This is a genomic window from Mycobacterium gallinarum (genome assembly GCF_010726765.1).
GTDB classification, from domain to species: Bacteria; Actinomycetota; Actinomycetes; order Mycobacteriales; family Mycobacteriaceae; genus Mycobacterium; species Mycobacterium gallinarum.
Map to the genome: position 1 here is coordinate 1,443,373 of NZ_AP022601.1, position 19,578 is coordinate 1,462,950.

Sequence of the window (19,578 nt, forward strand, 5' to 3'; positions counted from 1 at the left end):
ACGAGTGGCAATTTCCAAAGTCGAACGGTTGATGAACCTCGTCATCGCCCTGCTGTCGACACGCACCTTCATCACCGCCGAGCGAATCCGCGAAACGGTGTCCGGTTACTCCGACAGCGCGAGCGACGAGGCGTTCTCCCGCATGTTCGAACGCGACAAGAACGAGCTTCGCGATCTGGGCATCCCGTTGGAGACGGGCCGGGTATCGCAGTTCGATCCGACCGAGGGGTATCGCATCAACCGCGAGGCGTACGCGTTGCCCGCCGTCGAGTTGACCGCCGACGAGGCCGCGGCCGTCGCCGTGGCCACGCAGCTGTGGGAGTCTCCGGAGCTCATCACCGCGACGCAGGGCGCACTGCTCAAGCTGAGGGCCGCGGGTACCGACATCGAGGCCGACGACGTCGCTATCGCGATCACCTCGACCGGAGCGTTGCCGAGCATGCGCGGTTCGGAAGAGGTGCTGGGAATCCTGTTGTCCGCCATCGATTCCGGGCAGGCAGTGCAGTTCCCACACCGGCCTACCCGCAGCGACCCTTACGTCACGCGAACCGTCGAGCCGTGGGGCGTCATCACCAACAGGGGACGTTGGTACCTGGTGGGACACGATCGCGACCGTGACGACACGCGCACGTTCCGGCTGTCCCGCATCGGCGCCGAGGTGACGCCGATCGGCCCGCAAGGTGCGGTGAAGCGCCCCCAGGGGGTCGATCTGCGCGAAACCGTCGAACGTGCGGTGGGCGAGTGGCCCGCGGCCGGTCAGGCGAAGGTATGGGTCGCAGACGGGCGCGCCACCGCGTTACGACGCCGCGCCACGGTCATCGGACCGCGCACCATCGGCGGCCGGACCGGTGAGGAGATCCAGCTGGACATCGGGATGATCGACCGATTGGCCCGAGAGGTCGCGAGCTACGGGCCCGACGCGGTCGCCCTGGAACCCGAAGCGCTGCGGGCCGACGTGATGAACCGGCTGCGTGCCCAAGCAGAACAGGCGAACGAGGTGCGCGCATGACCGCCATTTCGACGCGGCTGGTGCGGCTGCTGAACATGGTCCCGTATTTCCAGGCCAATCCGCGGATCACCTACGCCGAAGCGGCATCCGACCTCGGCGTCAGCGTCAAGCAATTGCGTGACGACCTGAACCAATTATGGATGTGCGGGCTGCCCGGTTACGGGCCGGGCGACCTGATCGACTTTGAATTCTCCGGCGACACAATCGAAGTCACATTCAGCGCCGGTATCGATCATCCACTTCGGCTGACATCGCCCGAGGCGACGGGCGTCCTGGTGGCGTTGCGTGCGCTCGCCGATGTGCCCGGCATGGTGGATCCCGAGGCCGCCCGCAGCGCCATCGCGAAGATCGAATCGGCCGCGGGTGTGGTCGGGCACGGCGAAGGTACGCCAGTGGCGGCCGTCGACGAGCCTGCTCCCATCGAGAGTGAGGCGGCCGCCGCAGTGCGGGCAGCGACGCGCGACGGACGCGCGCTCGCGATCGAGTACTACTCGGCATCGCACGATGTGCTGTCCAGTCGCATCGTCGACCCTATCCGCGTCGTGCTGGTCGCCGACCACAGCTATCTGGAGGCGTGGTGCCGTTCTGCCGAGGGCGTCCGGTTGTTCCGTTTCGACCGCATCGTCGACGCGCGCGTCCTCGACGAACCGTCGGCGCCGCCACCGCCCGCCGTGCAGGCCGGACCCGACACGTCGCTGTTCGACGCCGACCCATCGCTGCCGTCGGCCACGCTGCTGATCGAGCGATCGGCATCCTGGATGTTCGACTACTACCCGCTGCGGGAGATCCGGGAACTGCCCGACGGCGCATGTGAGGCCGCGATGACCTACGCCTCCGAGGACTGGATGACCCGGTTTGTGCTCGGCTTCGGTTCGGCGGTGCGGGTCTCAGAACCCCAGTCGTTGGCCCAGCGGGTTCGGGAATCCGCCGCCGCGGCGCTGAGCGCCTATGCGGACGCCGGGTAGACTGTCGTCGTCGTCTGGAGGTAACCAAATTGGGTGGTCTACAACCCTGGCATTGGCTGATCGTCATCGCCGTGTTCGTCCTGCTCTTCGGTGCCAAGAAGCTCCCGGACGCGGCGCGTTCGCTCGGCAAATCGATGCGCATCTTCAAGTCCGAGATCAAGGAGATGCAGTCCGACTCCAAGCCGGACACGCCGTCATCGGATGTCGCCGGCCGGGCGGCTCCGGCTGCGACCCCGATCGCCTCGGAACGCGCCGACTCCGCCGCTACGCCGGCCCCGGAGACCGCGCCACCGGACCAACGGCCGGCCTGACCGACGCAGACCAACCGCACGCGGCCTGAGGCCGCGTCATAGGCATCGCTGTGCAGACCCCCGGAATCTTCAAGAAACTCGATCCTCGTCGGCGTCGCTCGCGCGTCAACCCCGACGGCACGATGTCGCTGGTCGAGCATCTCCACGAGCTGCGGACGCGCCTACTGCTCTCCGTCTGCGCGATCGTGCTGACGACGATCCTCGGCTTCCTCTGGTACACCCACGGTGTCTTCGGGCTGCCCAGCCTGGGCGACTGGCTGCGGGGACCCTACTGCGCACTGCCCGCGTCGGACCGCGCGACCATTGCGCCCGACGGCGCCTGCCGACTGCTCGCCACCGCCCCGTTCGACCAGTTCATGCTTCGTCTGAAGGTTTCGCTGACGGCGGGGATCGTGATGGCATGCCCCGTCTGGCTGTATCACCTGTGGGCGTTCATCACCCCTGGCCTGTACAAGAAGGAACGGCGCTTCGCCGTCGCGTTCGTCGCCATCGGCGCCATCCTGTTCATCGCGGGAGCGGTGCTGGCCTACGTGGTGCTGTCGACCGCCCTCGGATTCCTGTTGACCGTCGGCAACGACGTCCAGGTGACGGCGCTGTCCGGCGACCAGTACTTCGGATTCCTGATCAACCTGCTGCTGGTGTTCGGCTTCAGCTTCGAGTTCCCGCTGCTGATCGTCATGCTGAACTTCGTCGGAATCCTGCCCTACGAGAAGCTCAAGAAGTGGCGACGCGGCCTGATCTTCGGGCTCTTCGTGTTCGCCGCGTTCTTCACGCCCGGCTCGGATCCCTTCTCGATGCTCGCACTGGCAATGGCGCTCACGGTGCTGCTCGAGTTCGCGATCCAGATCGCGCGCCTCCACGACAAACGCAAGGCGCGTCGCGAGGCCCTCGAAGAGATTCCCGACGAACAGGCCGCACCCATCGGCGGTGTCGAGCAGATCGACGCGCCCGCCGCCGTGCCGACGGCCTCGCGGCTCGTGGTCGATGACGACGCCACCTGACGGGCCCCTCCTGGCGGGCTTCACCGAAGGGCTGCCGTTCAGTCTCGACCCGTTCCAGCGGACCGCGTGCGAGGCGCTGGAGAACGGCCACGGCGTGCTGGTCTGCGCGCCGACGGGTGCGGGTAAGACCGTGGTCGGGGAATTCGCCGTCCACCTGGCGCTGGCGGCGGGCCGGAAGTGCTTCTACACCACGCCCATCAAGGCGCTGAGCAACCAGAAGCACAACGATCTGGCGCGCCGGTACGGTGCCGAGACGATCGGCCTGCTGACCGGCGACCAGTCGATCAACGGCGACGCCGACATCGTGGTGATGACCACCGAAGTGCTTCGGAACATGCTGTACGCGAATTCTCCTGCACTACATGGACTTTCCCACGTCGTGATGGACGAGGTGCACTTCCTGGCCGACCGGATGCGCGGTGCGGTCTGGGAGGAAGTGATCCTGCATCTACCGGACGACGTTCTGCTGGTGAGCCTTTCGGCGACAGTGAGCAACGCCGAGGAGTTCGGCGGTTGGATCCAGACGGTGCGCGGCGACACCACGGTGGTGGTCGACGAACACCGCCCCGTCCCGCTGTGGCAGCACGTCATGGTCGGCAAGCGGGTGTTCGACCTGTTCGACTATCGCGCGACGGGCGCGAAGCAGGCATCCCGTCGACCTGGGCGCGAATTGCTGGTCGATCCGGAGTTGTTACGTCACATCTCACATCGACTTGAAGCCGACCGGCTTGCCGATTGGCAGCCGCGTGGCCGGGGTCGCAATCGTGACCGTCCGAGCATCTACCGGGGCCCGAGCCGGCCCGACGTGATCGGCACCCTGGAGCGGGAGAACCTACTGCCCGCGATCACGTTCATCTTCTCGCGGGCCGGGTGCGACGCCGCCGTCAAGCAGTGCCTGCGCTCGTCGCTGCGGCTCACGACGAACGAAGAACGCGCCCGCATTGCCGAGGTGATCGACCGCCGGTGCGCTGACCTGCCCGAAGCCGACCTGATCATTCTCGACTACCACGAATGGCGCGAGGGGCTGCTGCGCGGCCTCGCGGCCCACCACGCCGGCATGTTGCCGGTGTTCCGCCACACCGTGGAGGAGTTGTTCGTCGCAGGACTGGTAAAGGCTGTTTTCGCTACGGAGACACTGGCTTTGGGAATCAACATGCCCGCGCGGACAGTGGTGCTCGAACGTCTGGTGAAGTTCAACGGCGAACAGCACATGCCGTTGACGCCGGGGGAGTACACGCAATTGACCGGCCGCGCCGGACGCCGGGGTATCGACGTGGAGGGCCACGCGGTGGTGCTGTGGACTCCCGATGTCGATCCCGCCGAGGTCGCCGGTCTCGCGTCCACCCGTACCTTCCCCCTGCGCAGTTCCTTTGCGCCGTCGTACAACATGACCATCAACCTGGTGCACCAGATGGGCCCCGCACAGGCACACAAGCTGCTGGAGAGTTCGTTTGCGCAGTACCAGGCGGACCGGTCGGTCGTGGGTTTGGTGCGCGGCATCGAACGTGGTGAGAAGATGCTCGAGGAGATCGCGGCCGAACTGACCGACGGTGAGCCGATCAAGGGTCGAGAGATTCCGATTCTGAACTACGTGCGGTTGCGGCTGCAGATCTCCGAACGCGAGCGGGCACAGTCCAGAGCGTCACGGCTGCAACGGCGCAAGGCTGCCAACGACGCACTGGAGTCGCTGCGCCGCGGTGACATCATCACCATCACGCAGGGCAGGCGAGGTGGGCTGGCGGTGGTCCTGGAACCCGCGCGAGACAGCGAAGATCCACGCCCGCTGGTGCTGACCGAACACCGCTGGGCCGGACGGATCTCGTCCGCGGACTACTCAGGGGCATCGGCACCGCTGGGGTCCATGTCGCTGCCGAAGCGAGTGGAACACCGCAACCCCCGAGCGCGGCGCGACCTCGCCTCGGCGTTGCGGTCGGCCGCCGCCGGACTCGACGCTCCGGCGGCCAAGCGCAAGCGCAGCGGTGAGCCCGCCGAACGCGACGTCGACCCCGAATTGGCGTCGCTGCGTGAACAGGTTCGCCGGCATCCCGCACATCAACTGGCCGATCGAGAGGAAAAGGCGCGGCTTGCCGAGCGGTATCTGCGCGTCGAGCGAGACAACGAACAAATCCGGCAGAAGGTCGCGGCGGCGACGAACTCACTGGCGCGAACGTTCGACAAGATCGTGACGCTGCTGACCGAACGGGGCTTCATCGAGGCCGGCGCGGGCGAGGCCGACCCGAAGGTCACCGCCGACGGCCGCGTGCTGGCCCGGATCTACAGCGAGAGCGATCTGCTGGTCGCCGAATCCCTGCGCAGCGGCATCTGGGAGGGTCTGGACGCCGCGGAGCTGGCCGCGGTGCTGTCGGCGGTGCTCTACGAGTCACGCGGCGACACGCCGACCGCACCGGGCGGTGCCGACGTCGCGACCGGCAAGATGCGGCGCGCGCTGAATCAGACCCGCAGGCTGTGGACCGAACTGCGCGCCGACGAACAGCGCCACCGGATCAGTCACAGCCGCGAACCTGACGAAGGATTCGTCGCCGCCATTTATCGCTGGGCTTCCACGGGCGACCTCACCAGGGCGCTGGCGGCATCGGACACCGGCGGCACCGGGTCCCCGCTGTCGGCAGGTGATTTCGTACGCTGGTGCCGCCAAGTTCTGGACCTACTCGATCAGGTGCGTAACGCAGCGCCCGACCCAGCGCTGCGGGCGACCGCGAAACGCGCGATCAACGACGTTCGGCGAGGCGTCGTAGCTGTTGATGCGGGGTAGGGTGTGGCAAGCAAGCACCGGGTGATCAAGGAGTGAGATGAGCGGACCGCAGGGATCTGACCCGACGCAGCACTGGAGCGGCGGCCAGCAGCCGGACCAGCCCGCGGAGCAGCCGGCAAGCGATCCGACCAACCAGTGGCAGCAGCAGCCTGCGGCCAGCGAGCCGACCACGGCCGCGCCGCAGTGGCAGCCGCCGGCGTATGACCCGTCGCAACAACAGCAGCCGCCGGCGTACGACCCGTCACAGCCGCAAGCTGCTGCCTACGACCCGTCACAGCAACAGCACTACGGCCAGTACCCGCAGCAGCCGGCATATCAGCCGCCGCAGGAGTACCAGCAGCCCACCGAGTACGGCCAGCAGGCCTACCCGCAGCAGGGTCAGTACGGTCAGCAGCCCGGCTACGACCCGTCCAGTCAGTACGCGACGCAATACGGTCAGCCCGGTCAGTACGGCCAGCAGCCCGGTCAGTACGGCCAGCCCGGGCAGTACGGCCAGCAGCCCGGTCAGTTCGGGCAGCCCGGGCAGTTCGGCGCGCCCGGCACCGAGGAAGGGTCGAAGCGCTCACTGGCGGTCATCGGCGGTGTGATCGGCCTGCTCGCGGCGGTCATCGTGGCCGTGGTGCTCGTGATGGGCTTCTGGAAGCCCGGTTTCTTCGTCACCACCAAGCTCGATATCGATGCGGCGCAGACCGGTGTACAGCGGGTGCTGACCGATGAGGCCAATGGCTACGGCGCCAAGAACGTGTCCAACGTCAAGTGCAACGACGGCCAGAACCCGACGGTCGAGAAGGGTGGCACCTTCGACTGCGAGGTCAGCATCGACGGAACCAAGCGCCAGGTGACGGTGACCTTCCAGGACGACAGCGGCACCTATGAGGTCGGCCGCCCCAAGTAACTAGCGGTTCGGCAACTCGTCGAGCGCCTTCTGCAGTCGGGCGATCGACGACGTGACGCCGTACTGCTCGGCGAGTTTGACGACCTTGCGCGGGTGTTCGGCGGCCAGCGGCAGGGTGTCGGACGACGTCGACCAATCGAGCTTGGCGTCGGGGGCCAGGTTGCTGGCCACCCGCACCACCGGCCCGGCTTTCTCGATGTAGTCCATGGCGTTCAGCAGTTTCGTCCGATATGCCTTGGACATCTTGGACTTTGGATCGTGTGCGGCGGCCAGAATGTTCTCCAGCGAGCCGTGCTGGGCCAGTAGCGTCGCCGCCGTCTTGTCCCCGACACCCGGTATCCCGGGCAGGCCGTCGGACGGGTCGCCGCGCATCATCGCGAGTTCGGCGTAGGCGGCACCGGCCCGCTCGACCGGCACCTTATAGGTCTCGGCCACCTCTTCCGGTCCCCACTTGGTCGCCTTCGCCAGGCCGCGACCCAGATAGAGCACCCGGACGGGCACCGGCTCGTCGCGCACGAGCTGCAAGAGGTCCCGATCACCGCTGACGACGACCACCGGATCGCGTCGCTCATGAATGGCCAGCGTGCCCAGGATGTCGTCGGCCTCGCATTCCGGGGCGCCTGCTGTCGCGATGCCGAACGCGTCCAGGATCTCCATGATCATGTCGACCTGCGGTGTCAGGTCGTCGGGCACCTCCTCGACGTCAGGCTCGTCGCCGGGGTTCTCCTCGACCACCCGGTGCGCCTTGTACGACGGGATCAGGTCGACGCGCCACTGCGGCCGCCAATCGTCGTCACGGCACACCACCAGGCGGCTCGGCCGTTCACGGGTGATGACCGTCGCGACGGCGTCCAGGAAGCCGCGCAGCGCGTTGACCGGCCGCCCGTCGGGCGCCGTGATCGACGAGGGCACACCGAAGTACGAGCGAAACCACATGCTGGCGCCGTCGAGCAAGACCAGGGGAGCGGACACGGTTTCAAACAGTAGCGTGGGGTATGGCCTTCGCCGTTGACCGAATCGACCACGTGGTGCTCAACTGCCGCGACGTCGAGCAGACCGTCGACTGGTATGTGCGGGTGCTGGGCGCAGGGGCCGATGACGTCACACTACTGCCGGGATCCCGCCGGCAACCTGATCGAGGTCGCCAGCTATCGGGTCGATTAGCCTGAAAGTCATGCCCGCCACCAGCACTGCGCGATTCGACACCGACGTATACGCACACCGTCTGCGGGTGGCCGCCGCCGCGGCAGCCGATGCGGGCCTGACCGGCCTGGTCATCACGCCGGGCTACGATCTGCGATATCTGGTCGGCTCCCGTGCGCAGACCTTCGAACGGCTGACGGCGCTGGTACTGCCCACGACCGGCGAGGCCACGGTCGTGGTGCCGCGGCTGGAGCTGGCGTCGCTGAGAGACTCGGCGGTGACCGAATTGCCTGTGGTGGTGCGTGATTGGGTGGACGGCGACGATCCCTACGCATTGGTGGCCGACGCGCTCGGTGGGGCGCCGGCAGCCGTCGCGGTGACCGACGCGATGCCCGCCTTGCACCTCCTCCCGCTGGCCCACGTGCTCGGGGTGGTTCCCGTGCTGGCCACCGACGTTCTGCGCCGGTTGCGAATGATCAAGGATCCCGCCGAGATCGACGCACTGCGCAAGGCAGGCGCGGCGATCGACCGGGTGCACGCCCGCGTCCCTGAGTTCTTGGTGCCCGGCCGCACCGAAGCCGACGTGGCGGCCGATATCGCCGATGCGATTGTCGCCGAGGGGCATTCGGAGGTCGCATTCATCATCGTCGGCTCCGGACCGCATGGCGCCGATCCGCACCACGAATGTTCTGACCGTGAACTGCGGGCCGGCGACATCGTCGTCGTGGACATCGGCGGTCCGTACGAGCCCGGCTACAACTCCGACTCCACCCGGACCTACAGCATCGGCGAGCCCGATCCGGAGGTCGCGCGGCGCTACGCCGTTCTGCAGCGCGCCCAGCAGGCCGCGGTCGACGCGGTGCGGCCCGGCGTCACCGCAGAGCAGGTCGACGCCACCGCCCGCGACCTGCTGGCCGCCGCAGGACTGGCCGACGCGTTCGTCCACCGCACCGGACACGGCATCGGGTTGTCGGTGCACGAGGAGCCCTACATCGTCGCGGGAAACGATCTGCCCCTCGAGGAGGGCATGGCGTTCTCCGTCGAGCCCGGCATCTATTTCCCTGGCCAGTGGGGTGCACGGATCGAGGACATCGTGATCGTCACGGCGGATGGCGCCCTCTCGGTCAACAACCGCCCCCACGACCTGGTCGTCGTGCCTGCGGGCTAGTCGGGCGAGCGGTCCAGCAGGTCCGAGGACCCCAGCACTCGCTCGACGCGGACCTCGATCACCACGCGCTTGGGGTTGGGCCGTGGTGTTCGGTACCGCTGCGCGTACCGCAATTCGGCATCGCGCACCGCGTCCGGGTCGGGGTTGACCGTCGCCTTGCCTTCCAGGGACAGCCATCGCGCGCCGTCGACCTGGCTCAGGACCGCGACACCCTGCTTCTCGGCGTTGACCGCCTTTTGGGAGCCGCCTGAGGTGATCACCCGAGCGATGTGCGTCTTGGGATCGAAGGTGAAGCCCACGGCCACCACGTGCGGCGAATTGTCCGACCGGAGCGTGGCCAGCATGGCCAAGTGGCGTTCGGAGAGGAACGCGATCGCGTCGTTCGTGAGTCGGGTTGTTGCCCGACGACTTGACTGGGCCATCAGGGCCCAACTTAGCGCAGGCCATAATCGCAACCGTGGATGACACGGCCGATACCGAGTTCGTCGTGATCTTCGGCGGACGCAGCGAGATCGGACTCGAGGTGGCGAAGCGGTTGGCGCCCGGATCGACCGTGCTGCTGGCGGCGCGCCGCTGCGGCGATGTCGATCAACAGGTCGCGGCGGTGCGAGCAGCCGGTGCCGCCGCGGTGGCGGTGCGTGAGTTCGATGCCGACGCGCTGGCGACGCACCGCCCGCTCGTCGACTCGATCGTCGCCGACTTCGGTCCGATCGACACCGCGGTGCTCGCGTTCGGGATTCTCGGCGACCAGACCCGCGCCGAGCGGGACCCCGCGCATGCGGCGGCGATCCTGCACACCGACTTCGTCGCACAGGCCAGCCTCTTGACAGTGCTGGCCGCCACGATGTCAGCCGCAGGTTACGGCCGCATCGTGGCGTTCTCCTCGATCGCGGGCGCCCGCGTGCGGCGAGCCAACTACGTCTACGGTTCCGCCAAAGCGGGACTCGAAGGCTTCTGCAGCGGGCTGGCCGACGCGCTGCACGGATCCGGGGTACGGCTACTGGTGGTGCGGCCAGGTTTCGTGATCGGACGGATGACCGAGGGAATGAAGCCGGCGCCGCTGTCGAGCACCCCGCAGCAGGTAGCGGACGCGGTAGTGCGGGCACTGCGCAAGGGCCGCGCCACGGTGTGGGTTCCCGGGGCGATCGCAGTACTGGCGTTCGCCTTCCGAATGACGCCGCGGTTCGTGTGGCGAAGGATGCCCAGATGATCATCGTCGTTGGAATCGGCGCCGACGGCATGTCTGGCCTGGCGCAGGCGTCGCGGGCCGAATTGGCCCGGGCCACAGTCGTTCACGGGTCACGACGTCAGCTGGATCTGCTGGACGGCAGTCTCACCGCTGTGCGCCGGGCGTGGCCGACACCGATGTTGCCGGCGCTGCGCACGATCCTCGACGGGGCCACCGGCGATGTGCACGTGGTGGCCAGCGGCGACCCGCTGCTGCACGGCGTGGGCACCTCGCTGATCCGGCTGCACGGCGCCGAGAATGTCGTCGTGCTGCCGCACGTGTCGTCGGTGACGTTGGCATGTTCGCGGGTCGGGTGGGCGGTGCAGGACACCGAGATCATCAGCCTCGTCACCAGCGAGCCACACACCGCGGTACGGCGCGGCGGGCAGGCCGTCGTGCTGTCCCGGGACTCCACCAGCCCGGCGGCGTTGGCAAGGTTGCTCACCGACACCGGGCGCGGTGACGCGGAGATCACCGTGCTCGAGCAGCTCGGCGGCCCTGCAGAGCGGCGCCGTACGGCCACCGCACGTGAGTGGGCCGCCCGCCCGCCGGGCGATGTCGACGATCTCAACGTGATCGCCGTGCGATACCTGCCCGACGAGCGCCGGTTCGCAATAATGCCCGACGAGGCGTACGCCAACGACGGCCAGATCACCAAACAACCGGTGCGCGCGTTGACCCTGGCCGCGCTCGCACCGAGGCCCGGCGAACTGCTGTGGGACGTCGGGGCCGGGTCGGGAAGCATCGCGATCGAGTGGTGCCGCAGCGGACCGGGCTGTCATGCGGTCGCATTCGAACGCGACGAAGGGCGACGCAAGCGCATCACCGAGAACGCGATTGCCTTCGGCGCCCGCGTCGAGGTTCAGGTCGACGCACCCGGCACGTTCGATTCCGTGCCGCCGCCCGCCGCGATCTTCATCGGCGGGGGCCTGACGCAGCCGGGCCTGCTCGAGGCGTGCTACGACCGGCTGACGGTGGGCGGGCGCCTCGTCGTGAACACCGTGACGGTTGAGTCGGAAGCGGTTGTCGCCGAATGGTATTCGCGATATGGCGGGCATCTTGTCCGATTCGAGTATCAACGAGGCGAGCCGCTGGGCGGGTTCACCGGATGGCGGCCGGCGATGCCCATCACGCAGTGGTCGGTGACCAAACGATGACCGTGTACTTCATCGGGGCAGGCCCGGGCGCGGCCGATCTCATCACCGTGCGCGGCCAACGGCTGCTCAATCGCTGCCCGGTCTGCCTTTATGCCGGCTCGATCATGCCCGAGGACCTGCTCGCACTGTGCCCACCCGACGCAAGGGTGATCGACACCGGCCCCCTGGCGTTGGACGCGATCATCACCGAGATCGCCGACGCCAACGCCGCGGGTCATGATGTGGCCCGGCTGCATTCCGGCGACCCGTCGATCTACAGCGCGGTCGCCGAGCAGTGCCGCCGCCTCGACGCACTTGGCATCGACTACGAAATCGTGCCCGGCGTACCAGCTTTCGCGGCGGCCGCTGCGGCACTCGGACGAGAGCTCACCGTCCCCGGAGTGGCGCAGACCGTCACGCTCACCCGGGTGGCGACACTGTCGACGGCGATGCCGCCGGGCGAGGATCTGGCGACGCTGTCGGCCTCCGGCGGCACCCTGGTTCTCCATCTCGCCGCCGCACAGATCGATGCGATCGTCCCGCAGTTGCTGGCAGGCGGATACCGGCCCGAAACGCCATGTGCCGTCGTGGCGTTCGCCAGTTGGCCTCAACAACAGATCGTCCGGTGCACGCTCGCCCATCTCGCCGAGCAGATGCATTCCGCCGAGATCACCCGGACCGCGGTCATCGTCGTCGGCGAGGTGCTCGCCGCCGAAGGCTTCGCCGACAGCTACCTCTACTCCGCCGGTCGGGCCCGCCAGGAACGGCATTGATGCGGATCCTGTTGCTGGGCGGTACGTCTGAGGCCCGTGCGCTGGCGGCCCGGCTGCATCCTGACGACGAGGTGATCAGTTCCCTGGCCGGCCGGGTGCCCGACCCGGCGCTGCCGGCGGGTCAGGTGCGGATCGGCGGATTCGGCGGTGTCGACGGGCTGCAAGACTGGTTACGCGAAACCGTCGTCGACGCAGTCGTCGACGCCACCCACCCGTTCGCGGCGACCATCACGGCCAATGCCGCCGCGGCGTGCCAGGAGCTCGGCGTGCCGCATCTACTGCTGGCCCGGCCCGCCTGGCCCTCCGCTGATGCCATCATGGTGACGTCTGATGTTCACGCCGCAGAAGTGGTTGCAGAACAAGGCTTTTCGCGGGTGTTCCTGACGACGGGACGCACCGGGACGGCCGCATTCAAAGACGCCGATGCCTGGTTCCTGATCCGCGCGGTGACCGCCCCGGACGCGGCCGCGCTGCCGGCGCAGCATCAGATCCTGTTGTCGCGCGGTCCCTACCGCTACGAGGGCGAGCTGGAGTTGTTGCGTGAACACCGCATCGACGTCTTGGTGACCAAGAACAGCGGCGGCGCGATGACCCGACCCAAGCTCGACGCGGCGGCCGCGCTGAGCATCCCTGTCGTCATGGTCGAGCGCCCGGCGTTGCCGCCGGGCGTTCGAACGGTGACCACGGTCGACGACGCGGTCGCGTGGGTCAGGACGATTGGTAGGAGTTGATCAGTTCGAGCGTCTCCAGCTCGCGGATGGCCTGGCAGCCGCGGCTGAGCATGGCCAGCATCATGTCGTCGCCGCGGTCGGTGGTGGCCGCGAAGGCGGTACCGAGGGCGACGAGCAGCGGAACCTGTACGGCGCCGAGACGGTAATCGCGCCAACAGGTTTCGGCGTCGTAATCCGTTATCCCGTACCCGAGCAACGCTTGGTGGTAGGTCTCGACGAGGCCGCGCTCGACGTCGGCGCGCAACGCCGGTTCCAAGCTCGTCCCGGTGAAGTAGGCGAGGTCGCGTCCCGGCAGTCCGATTCCGACGGTCTGCCAGTCGACGACGGTGATGCGGGTGCGGTCCGGGTCGAACAACATGTTGTCGAGCCGGTAGTCGCCGTGCATGAGTGCGAACCGTTTCGGCTCGGCCCTCAGCCACGTGGTGACGGAAGCCATCGAAGCGACCAGGGTTTCCTGATCCTCGGGGCTGATGCGCGCGCCGAGCCGGTCGAGCACGATGTCGGCGGCCATCGTCGAGATGTCGCCGAGGCCCTTGGCGGCGTCGTCGTCGCCGGGTTTCGGCATGGCGATGGCGGCCAGATCCATCCACTCCGGATCACACCAGCTTGGGCCGTGCAGGCCGGCCAGCGCTTCCACCGCCAGCCGGGCCTCCTGTTCGGTGCAGCCGGCGATCTGATCGCCCTGCACCGCAGGCGCCATGTCACCGAGCAGCAGCACGACATCGGCGCCGTCGGAGGAGATGTCGCAGTAAAAGCTCCGGGGTACCGGGATGCGCATCCGGTCGGCGATCCGCGAGTAGAACTCGACCTCCGACCGGTAGCCGAGCGCCACCCGTTCGCGGACCGCATCGTCTTGCGCGGAGAGCTTGACCGCAAACGAGTTCGGCAGGCCCGCCTGCGGAGTGGCATACGTCGCCGAAACCCGATACGTGGCACCGGTCTGGCCGGTACCGATCGCGGTGACGTCGACCTCGCTCACGTCGGCGTCGAGCACCGACCCCAGCCATGCCGCCGTTACATCTTCGGGTCCGTGTGGAATGCCCATGGTCGTCAGATCCTAGGTGGGTAGCGCCGGGGCGTGAAGACGGTGTCCCCTTCGTCGCTCAGGTACCACTGCGTCTGAGACGAACCGACGATCAGCAGGGTGCGCATGTCGACGTCGGCGGGATCGAGATCGGCCAACCGCACCACCCGCACCTCTTCGTTCGGACCGGAGACGTCGCGGCCGATCACCACCGGCGTACCCGGGTCACGATGTTCGAGCAGCAGCTCGCGCATCGCACCGACCTGCCAGGTTCTGCTCTTGGATGCGGGGTTGTAGATGGCCAGCACCAGGTCGGCCGTCGCAGCGGCGGTCAGTCGCGCCGCGATCACCTCCCATGGCTTGAGCCGGTCGGACAGCGAGATGACGGCGTAGTCGTGGCCCAGCGGCGCCCCGACCCGGCTCGCGACCGCCTGCGCCGCAGTCATCGCCGGGATGACCCGCACCGCCACCCCGGGCCATTCCTTGGCCTCCTCGAGCACCGCAGTCGCCATCGCGAACACTCCAGGGTCGCCCGAGGACACCACCGCGACGGCGCGGCCCTGTTCGGCCAGTGTGCATGCTAAGCGGGCCCGCGCGGGTTCATCGGTGTTGTCGCTGGGGTGGCGGCGCTGACCGTCGCGAGTGCCGACGCGGTCCAGGTAGGGGCCATAGCCGATGAGGTCGGTGGCCAGCGCGAGCTCGCGGCGGCTCTGCGGGGTCATCCACTCGACGTCGCCGGGCCCGAGTCCGACCACCGCGACGCTGCCGCGCTGCGTCTCGGGCCGGGGGGTTCCCGGCAGCATCGCCAGCGAGAAGTAGGGAACCGATGTCTCGTCGACGTCCGCGGCGGCCAGCACTCGTTGCGCCGGTGTGCTCGCGCGCTCCACGTAGAAGGTCTCATCGAGGCGACCCGCCGACGAAAGCGCTTCGCGCACTGCCGGATACGAACGGCCGAGCTTGAGGATGACGGCCGCGTCGGTGTCGGCCAGCCTGCGCTTGAGTTCGTCGACCGGAAGGGTCCCCGGCAGGATCGTCAGCACCTCCTCGCCCTGGACGAGGGGAGTGCCGGTCGCCGCCGACGCAGCGCTCACCGACGTGACGCCGGGGACGATCACCGCGTCGAACCGCTCGGTCAGCCGGGTGTGCATGTGCATATAGGAGCTGTAGAACAGCGGATCGCCCTCCGCGAGGAGGGCGACGTCGCGGCCCGCCTCGAGATGTACCGCGATCCGATCGGCGGACTCACGGTAGAAATCCTCCATCGCCCCGGCGTAGCCGCCGGGATGTTCCGTGGTCTCGGTGGTCACCGGGTACACCAGGTGCTCTTCGATCTGGCCGGCACGTAGATAAGGCTCGGCGATGCCACGCGCAATGCTCTTCCCGTGCCGGGCACTGTGGTACGCGACGACGTCGGCCGCGCCGATGACCCGTGCCGCCTTGACCGTCACCAGCTCAGGGTCGCCGGGACCGAGCCCTACGCCCCAGAGAGTTCCCCGCTTCTCAGTCATTCGCGTTCTTGCGCAATCGAATTCACGGCGGCCGCGGCCATCGCGCTGCCTCCGCGGCGGCCTGTCACGACCAGATATGACATTCCGCGGGGCCGCTGGATCAACTCCTGTTTGGACTGTGCGGAGCCGACGAACCCGACCGGTCCGCCCAGTACCGCGGCGGGTGTTGGGGCGCCGTCGTCGAGGAGTTCCAGGAGACGGAACAGCGCGGTCGGCGCGTTGCCGATCGCGACCACCGCACCACCGAGCCGGTCGGCCCACAGATCCACACCCGCGGCGGACCGAGTGCTGCCGAGTCGCTCGGCCAACTCGGGCGCCCGTTCGTCGGCGACAAGCGAGACGACGTCGTTTCCGGCCGGCAGCCGAGATTTGGTGATGCCGGCGGCCACCATCGACGAGTCGCACAGCACCGGGGCTCCGGCGACGAGTGCGGCGTGGGCCTTCGCGACGACGTCGTCGCTGTAGGCGACATGATCGGCGACATCGACCTGCCCGCAGGTGTGGATCAGCCGGACCACGACACGGGCGACGTCATCGGGAAACCGCGACAAGTCCGCTTCGTCGCGAATGGTCGCGAACGACTGCCGGTAGATCTCGGCGGCGTCACGGATGTAGTCGAGCACCCGATCACCCTACGGGTGGGTGTCCCGCGGCCGGTATCCGTCTCCGGTCGCGACCAGCACGTCACCTGTCGCAGGGCTGCCGCAGGCACGGTCGCATCCGACGAAGTGCCGATGACCGGTCGCCGGCCCGTCGATCGCCATGGCCACGGCGGCGGCGTCGGCTCGGACGTCGGCAGCGGAGCGCTCACAGCCCGGGCTGCCGGTGCATGCACTGACCGACAACCACGGCGAGTTCTCGTCGAACACCAGACCCATGGGCGCCAGTACCCGCAGCGCAACGTCGGCGACGTCCCCGGTGAGGTCGAATACGAGCACCGAACGCCAGGGCGTGATCACCATCGGCGCGTTGATGGCCGCAAGGTACTCGGCGACACGGGCGTTGAGGACGCCCAGCGGAACAGCGGCGCCCAGCGCGACGCGCCCGTCGTTCTGCTCGATCCAGCCGACCGGCGGCCGACTCACCGGGGGCCACGTCGCACCGGGTTCGGCGGTCAACGGGAATCCCGCCAGCAGTTGCGCCGTGTCGTCGAGCTCGCTGATGCGCCAGTGTGTTCCGCGACTGGTCGCGAACCGGTCCGCCACCGTCACGAGCGTTCGGACCGCGTCGCCGGGCGGCACCCGCACGCCGGTATCGCGGCCGGCCAGCAGCAGCGCCGCCGAATCACCGATGATCTGGACCCCGGCATCGACTCCCAGTCCGCTGATGTCGCCGCGTCCGTCGTCGATGCCGAACAGGAATCTGCCGGTCAGCCCCGCCAGCGCCGGCTGCCCCTGGATCGCATGGTCGAGTTGTGCGACCATCGCACGGATGTCGGCATCTTCGCCGACCCGACCGGACAGCGGTGAGGCGACGATGTTGCGCACCCGCTCGTGCGTCGCTGAGGGCAGCAGACCCGACGCCACCAACGCCTCGGTGACCGCGGCGGTGTCGGTGACAGCGCGGATCTGGACGTTGCCGCGCGAGGTCATTTCCATTGCCGGGGACGCCCACTGCGTCGCCGCGAGCGCCAGCGATTCGAGCTGCTGCGCGGTGATCATCCCGCCCGGAAGCCGCACCCTGGCCAGCGCTCCGTCCGCAGCCTGGTGAACCTGCAACGCACCCGGGCAGGCATCCTGGTCGCGGGTCCTGGCCATCAGTTCACGGTACGCCCGGGTTGCTGGCGTGTTCAGCACGGACTGAGGTAGTCGCCTACGCATGTGTTCTCGACGCGCCGCTCGTAGTTTTCCCTAATAGGAGCCCGGGCAGCCCGGGCGCACACGGTGGGAGAGAGCCATGATCGATCTGACGACGATTACCCGTCCAACTTTCCGCAAGACGGTCGTCCCGTCGCCGGTCGCGATTCCGGCGCCGTCGTCCGAGGGAACGACGCTGATCACCGAACAGCAGGTGCTGTTCGCCACCGCGGCTGCGGTAGCGATGCCGCACGTGCGGCCCAGCCGCTGGTCGGTCGCGATGAAGTCGGTGTCTCAGGCGATGAGTGGGCTGGTCCACTCCTCGCGACCGCCTGCGCAGCGTTACCAAGCCCGGCGCTCCCTCTACCTGGAAAACGCCTTGATGTCGCGGGAGATGGGCCGGCTTTAGATCTGCTGGCCGGCCGCACCGGGCGGCCGACTCGGAGAGGGATTCGACACCGCCGACCGACGGGCGATTACGCAAACATCAGCTCTCGTCCGGCGTACCGTCCGTGCATCGGGAGGGGGCTGACCATGTCCAGACAACGTGCCCTCAGGGTCGCGATCATCGGCGCGGGCATGTCCGGCATCTGTATGGCGGTCAAACTGCAGGACGCCGGCATCGACGACTTAGTGATCTACGAGTCCGCCGACGACGTCGGCGGAACCTGGCGCGACAACACCTATCCCGGCTTGAGTTGCGACGTCCCGTCGCGTTTCTACTCGTATTCCTTCCGGCCCAATCCCGATTGGTCGCGTTTCATGTCGCCGGGTCCGGAGATCCACCGCTACTTCCGGCAGGTGGCCGACGAGCGTGGCATCACACCGCATATCAGGTTCGGTGCCGAAGTCACCGCCGCGCGATACCGCGACGGCCGGTGGACGGTGGGCACGCGCACGGGCGAGGAGCAGTTCGACGTCGTCGTGACAGCGACCGGTGTGCTGCGCATACCGCGGTATCCGGATATTTCCGGACTGGACAGCTTTGCGGGCGTCACGTTTCATTCGGCGCGATGGGATCATTCGGTCTCGCTGTCCGACAAGAGAATCGGATTGATCGGAACGGGATCAACGGGTGTACAGATCACCGCCGAACTGGGCGGCCAGGTGCGTGGCCTCACTGTCTTCCAGCGCACGCCCCAATGGGTCCTTCCGATGCCGAACCCGCGCTACGCGCGGCGCACCAGCGCGGCGATGCGCCGCTGGCCGACCCTGAACCGAGCGAGCTACCGGTTCTGGCAGTACTTCTTCGAGAACGGCTTAGCCCCTGCGGTCGTCGCACCGGGTTGGCAGCGTCGCTTGGTGTCCGCGCTGTGCCGCTGGAATCTGCGCCTCTCGGTGCGCGATCCGCAGATGCGCCGACGACTGACGCCCGACTACCAGGCGATGTGCAAACGGCTGGCGATGTCCTCGCATTACTACCGGGCGATCCAGAAGCCGGGTGTCGATCTGGTCACCGCGGCCATCGATCACGTCGAGGCGCGCGGCGTCGTGACCACGGACGGCGTGCTGCACGAACTCGACGTGCTCGTGCTCGCCACGGGTTTCGACGCCCACGCATACGTTCATCCGATCGAACTCGTCGGAGAGAACGGGCTCACGCTCGAGCAGGCGTGGGCGGACGGACCGCAGGCTTATCGGTCGGTCGCGGTGCCTGGCTTTCCGAACCTGTTCATGCTGATCGGACCGCACTCGCCGATCGGGAACCAGTCGCTGGTGATCATCGCTGAGAGCCAGGCCGAATATGCGATGTGGTGGATCGATCAGATCCGGTCCGGGCGCGTCGCAGCGGCAGCGCCGACCGAGGTTGCCACCAAGGATTACAACGAGCAGATGAAAGCCGATATGCCGCATACGGTTTGGGTGACCGGATGCAAGAGCTGGTACCTCGGGAAGGACGGCCTGCCGGAGCTCTTCCCGTGGCGGCCGATCCGTCACCGCGAACTATTGGCCTCGCCTGAGCTCGGCGATTTCGACGTCCGAACCGCCTGAGTGTGACGGCCGACACACTATTGGTTCTAGTGATCTGTCCCACACATGTTGCGCTATTTCCGCCGTTTGAGCAGTACGTTCCTGACAACTGCACGCGTGTGCAGTAAGCGATGTCAGGAAGGAAC

General features: G+C 67.8%; 20 protein-coding genes. 14 read left to right on the forward strand and 6 right to left on the reverse strand.

The annotated features are described in order from the left end of the window. Positions 1-4: 4 nt before the first annotated feature. From G6N42_RS07195 to G6N42_RS07220, 6 genes are read left to right on the forward strand one after another with little or no spacing between them, the layout of a single operon-like run. The gene (locus tag G6N42_RS07195; RefSeq protein WP_163727868.1) at positions 5-1,009 is read left to right on the forward strand and encodes a helix-turn-helix transcriptional regulator; all 1,005 of its coding nucleotides are present in this window, start codon (positions 5-7) and stop codon (positions 1,007-1,009) included. Beyond that, the gene (locus G6N42_RS07200; RefSeq protein WP_163727870.1) at positions 1,006-1,974 is read left to right on the forward strand and encodes a helix-turn-helix transcriptional regulator; all 969 of its coding nucleotides are present in this window, start codon (positions 1,006-1,008) and stop codon (positions 1,972-1,974) included. Before G6N42_RS07195 ends, G6N42_RS07200 begins: the two co-directional genes overlap by 4 nt. A 29-nt stretch (positions 1,975-2,003) precedes the next feature. Next, positions 2,004-2,285, forward strand: coding sequence for a Sec-independent protein translocase subunit TatA (gene tatA, locus G6N42_RS07205; RefSeq protein ID WP_163727873.1), 282 nt, complete (start codon positions 2,004-2,006; stop codon positions 2,283-2,285). A 50-nt stretch (positions 2,286-2,335) separates the two neighbouring features. Next, positions 2,336-3,286, forward strand: a complete 951-nt coding sequence (gene tatC, locus G6N42_RS07210; protein WP_163727875.1) for a twin-arginine translocase subunit TatC — start codon at positions 2,336-2,338, stop codon at positions 3,284-3,286. Beyond that, a complete protein-coding gene (locus G6N42_RS07215; RefSeq protein WP_163727878.1) occupies positions 3,270-6,059 on the forward strand; it encodes a DEAD/DEAH box helicase in 2,790 nt (929 codons plus the stop codon). Before tatC ends, G6N42_RS07215 begins: the two co-directional genes overlap by 17 nt. Positions 6,060-6,096: 37 nt before the next feature. Continuing rightward, positions 6,097-6,954 carry a DUF4333 domain-containing protein gene (locus G6N42_RS07220; protein ID WP_163727881.1) on the forward strand — a complete coding sequence of 286 codons (858 nt, stop codon included), beginning with the start codon at positions 6,097-6,099 and terminating at the stop codon, positions 6,952-6,954. Here the strand turns inward: G6N42_RS07220 and G6N42_RS07225 are convergent, their stop codons facing one another. Continuing rightward, the gene (locus tag G6N42_RS07225) at positions 6,955-7,926 is read right to left on the reverse strand and encodes a 5'-3' exonuclease (protein WP_163727884.1); all 972 of its coding nucleotides are present in this window, start codon (positions 7,924-7,926) and stop codon (positions 6,955-6,957) included. Between the two features lie 23 nt (positions 7,927-7,949). On the opposite strand from G6N42_RS07225, the gene G6N42_RS07230 reads away from it, so the two are divergent. Both G6N42_RS07230 and G6N42_RS07235 read left to right on the forward strand, forming a co-directional pair. Beyond that, positions 7,950-8,123, forward strand: coding sequence for a VOC family protein (locus G6N42_RS07230; protein WP_232076097.1), 174 nt, complete (start codon positions 7,950-7,952; stop codon positions 8,121-8,123). A 5-nt stretch (positions 8,124-8,128) separates the two neighbouring features. Continuing rightward, a complete protein-coding gene (locus tag G6N42_RS07235; protein WP_163727888.1) occupies positions 8,129-9,265 on the forward strand; it encodes a M24 family metallopeptidase in 1,137 nt (378 codons plus the stop codon). Here G6N42_RS07235 and G6N42_RS07240 read toward each other — a convergent pair. After that, positions 9,262-9,687, reverse strand: a complete 426-nt coding sequence (locus tag G6N42_RS07240) for a F420-dependent biliverdin reductase (protein ID WP_163727890.1) — start codon at positions 9,685-9,687, stop codon at positions 9,262-9,264. The two genes, G6N42_RS07235 and G6N42_RS07240, sit on opposite strands and share 4 nt — an antisense overlap. A gap of 35 nt (positions 9,688-9,722) precedes the next feature. Between G6N42_RS07240 and dprE2 the strand changes: the two genes are divergently transcribed. The 4 genes from dprE2 to G6N42_RS07260 are packed head-to-tail and all read left to right on the forward strand — an operon-like array spanning position 9,723 to position 13,133. Further along, entirely contained in the window at positions 9,723-10,475 is a 753-nt protein-coding gene (gene dprE2 / locus G6N42_RS07245) for a decaprenylphospho-beta-D-erythro-pentofuranosid-2-ulose 2-reductase (protein WP_163727893.1), read from the forward strand. Then, positions 10,472-11,650: a precorrin-6y C5,15-methyltransferase (decarboxylating) subunit CbiE gene (gene cbiE, locus G6N42_RS07250; RefSeq protein WP_163727895.1), complete on the forward strand. Its 1,179-nt coding sequence runs from the start codon at positions 10,472-10,474 to the stop codon at positions 11,648-11,650. The genes dprE2 and cbiE overlap by 4 nt, the downstream gene beginning before the upstream one ends. Next, positions 11,647-12,402 (forward strand): precorrin-4 C(11)-methyltransferase, encoded by a 756-nt coding sequence (gene cobM / locus G6N42_RS07255; RefSeq protein WP_163727898.1) that lies wholly within the window; start codon positions 11,647-11,649, stop codon positions 12,400-12,402. The genes cbiE and cobM overlap by 4 nt, the downstream gene beginning before the upstream one ends. Continuing rightward, positions 12,402-13,133: a cobalt-precorrin-6A reductase gene (locus G6N42_RS07260; protein WP_163727901.1), complete on the forward strand. Its 732-nt coding sequence runs from the start codon at positions 12,402-12,404 to the stop codon at positions 13,131-13,133. Before cobM ends, G6N42_RS07260 begins: the two co-directional genes overlap by 1 nt. Here the strand turns inward: G6N42_RS07260 and G6N42_RS07265 are convergent. From G6N42_RS07265 to cobG, 4 genes are read right to left on the reverse strand one after another with little or no spacing between them, the layout of a single operon-like run. Further along, positions 13,111-14,178, reverse strand: a complete 1,068-nt coding sequence (locus G6N42_RS07265; RefSeq protein WP_163727904.1) for a phosphotransferase family protein — start codon at positions 14,176-14,178, stop codon at positions 13,111-13,113. The genes G6N42_RS07260 and G6N42_RS07265 overlap by 23 nt on opposite strands. 5 nt (positions 14,179-14,183) lie before the next feature. Continuing rightward, positions 14,184-15,665, reverse strand: a complete 1,482-nt coding sequence (locus G6N42_RS07270; RefSeq protein WP_163727907.1) for a precorrin-2 C(20)-methyltransferase — start codon at positions 15,663-15,665, stop codon at positions 14,184-14,186. After that, entirely contained in the window at positions 15,662-16,288 is a 627-nt protein-coding gene (locus G6N42_RS07275; protein ID WP_163727910.1) for a precorrin-8X methylmutase, read from the reverse strand. The genes G6N42_RS07270 and G6N42_RS07275 overlap by 4 nt, the downstream gene beginning before the upstream one ends. 9 nt (positions 16,289-16,297) lie before the next feature. Beyond that, positions 16,298-17,422, reverse strand: coding sequence for a precorrin-3B synthase (gene cobG, locus G6N42_RS07280; protein WP_163727913.1), 1,125 nt, complete (start codon positions 17,420-17,422; stop codon positions 16,298-16,300). Positions 17,423-17,561: 139 nt separating this feature from the next. Between cobG and G6N42_RS07285 the strand changes: the two genes are divergently transcribed. Both G6N42_RS07285 and G6N42_RS07290 read left to right on the forward strand, forming a co-directional pair. Further along, on the forward strand, positions 17,562-17,870 hold the full coding sequence (locus G6N42_RS07285) for a hypothetical protein (protein ID WP_163727916.1): 309 nt from the start codon (positions 17,562-17,564) through the stop codon (positions 17,868-17,870). Positions 17,871-17,995: 125 nt separating this feature from the next. Next, the gene (locus G6N42_RS07290) at positions 17,996-19,453 is read left to right on the forward strand and encodes a flavin-containing monooxygenase (protein ID WP_163727918.1); all 1,458 of its coding nucleotides are present in this window, start codon (positions 17,996-17,998) and stop codon (positions 19,451-19,453) included. Positions 19,454-19,578: the final 125 nt, after the last annotated feature.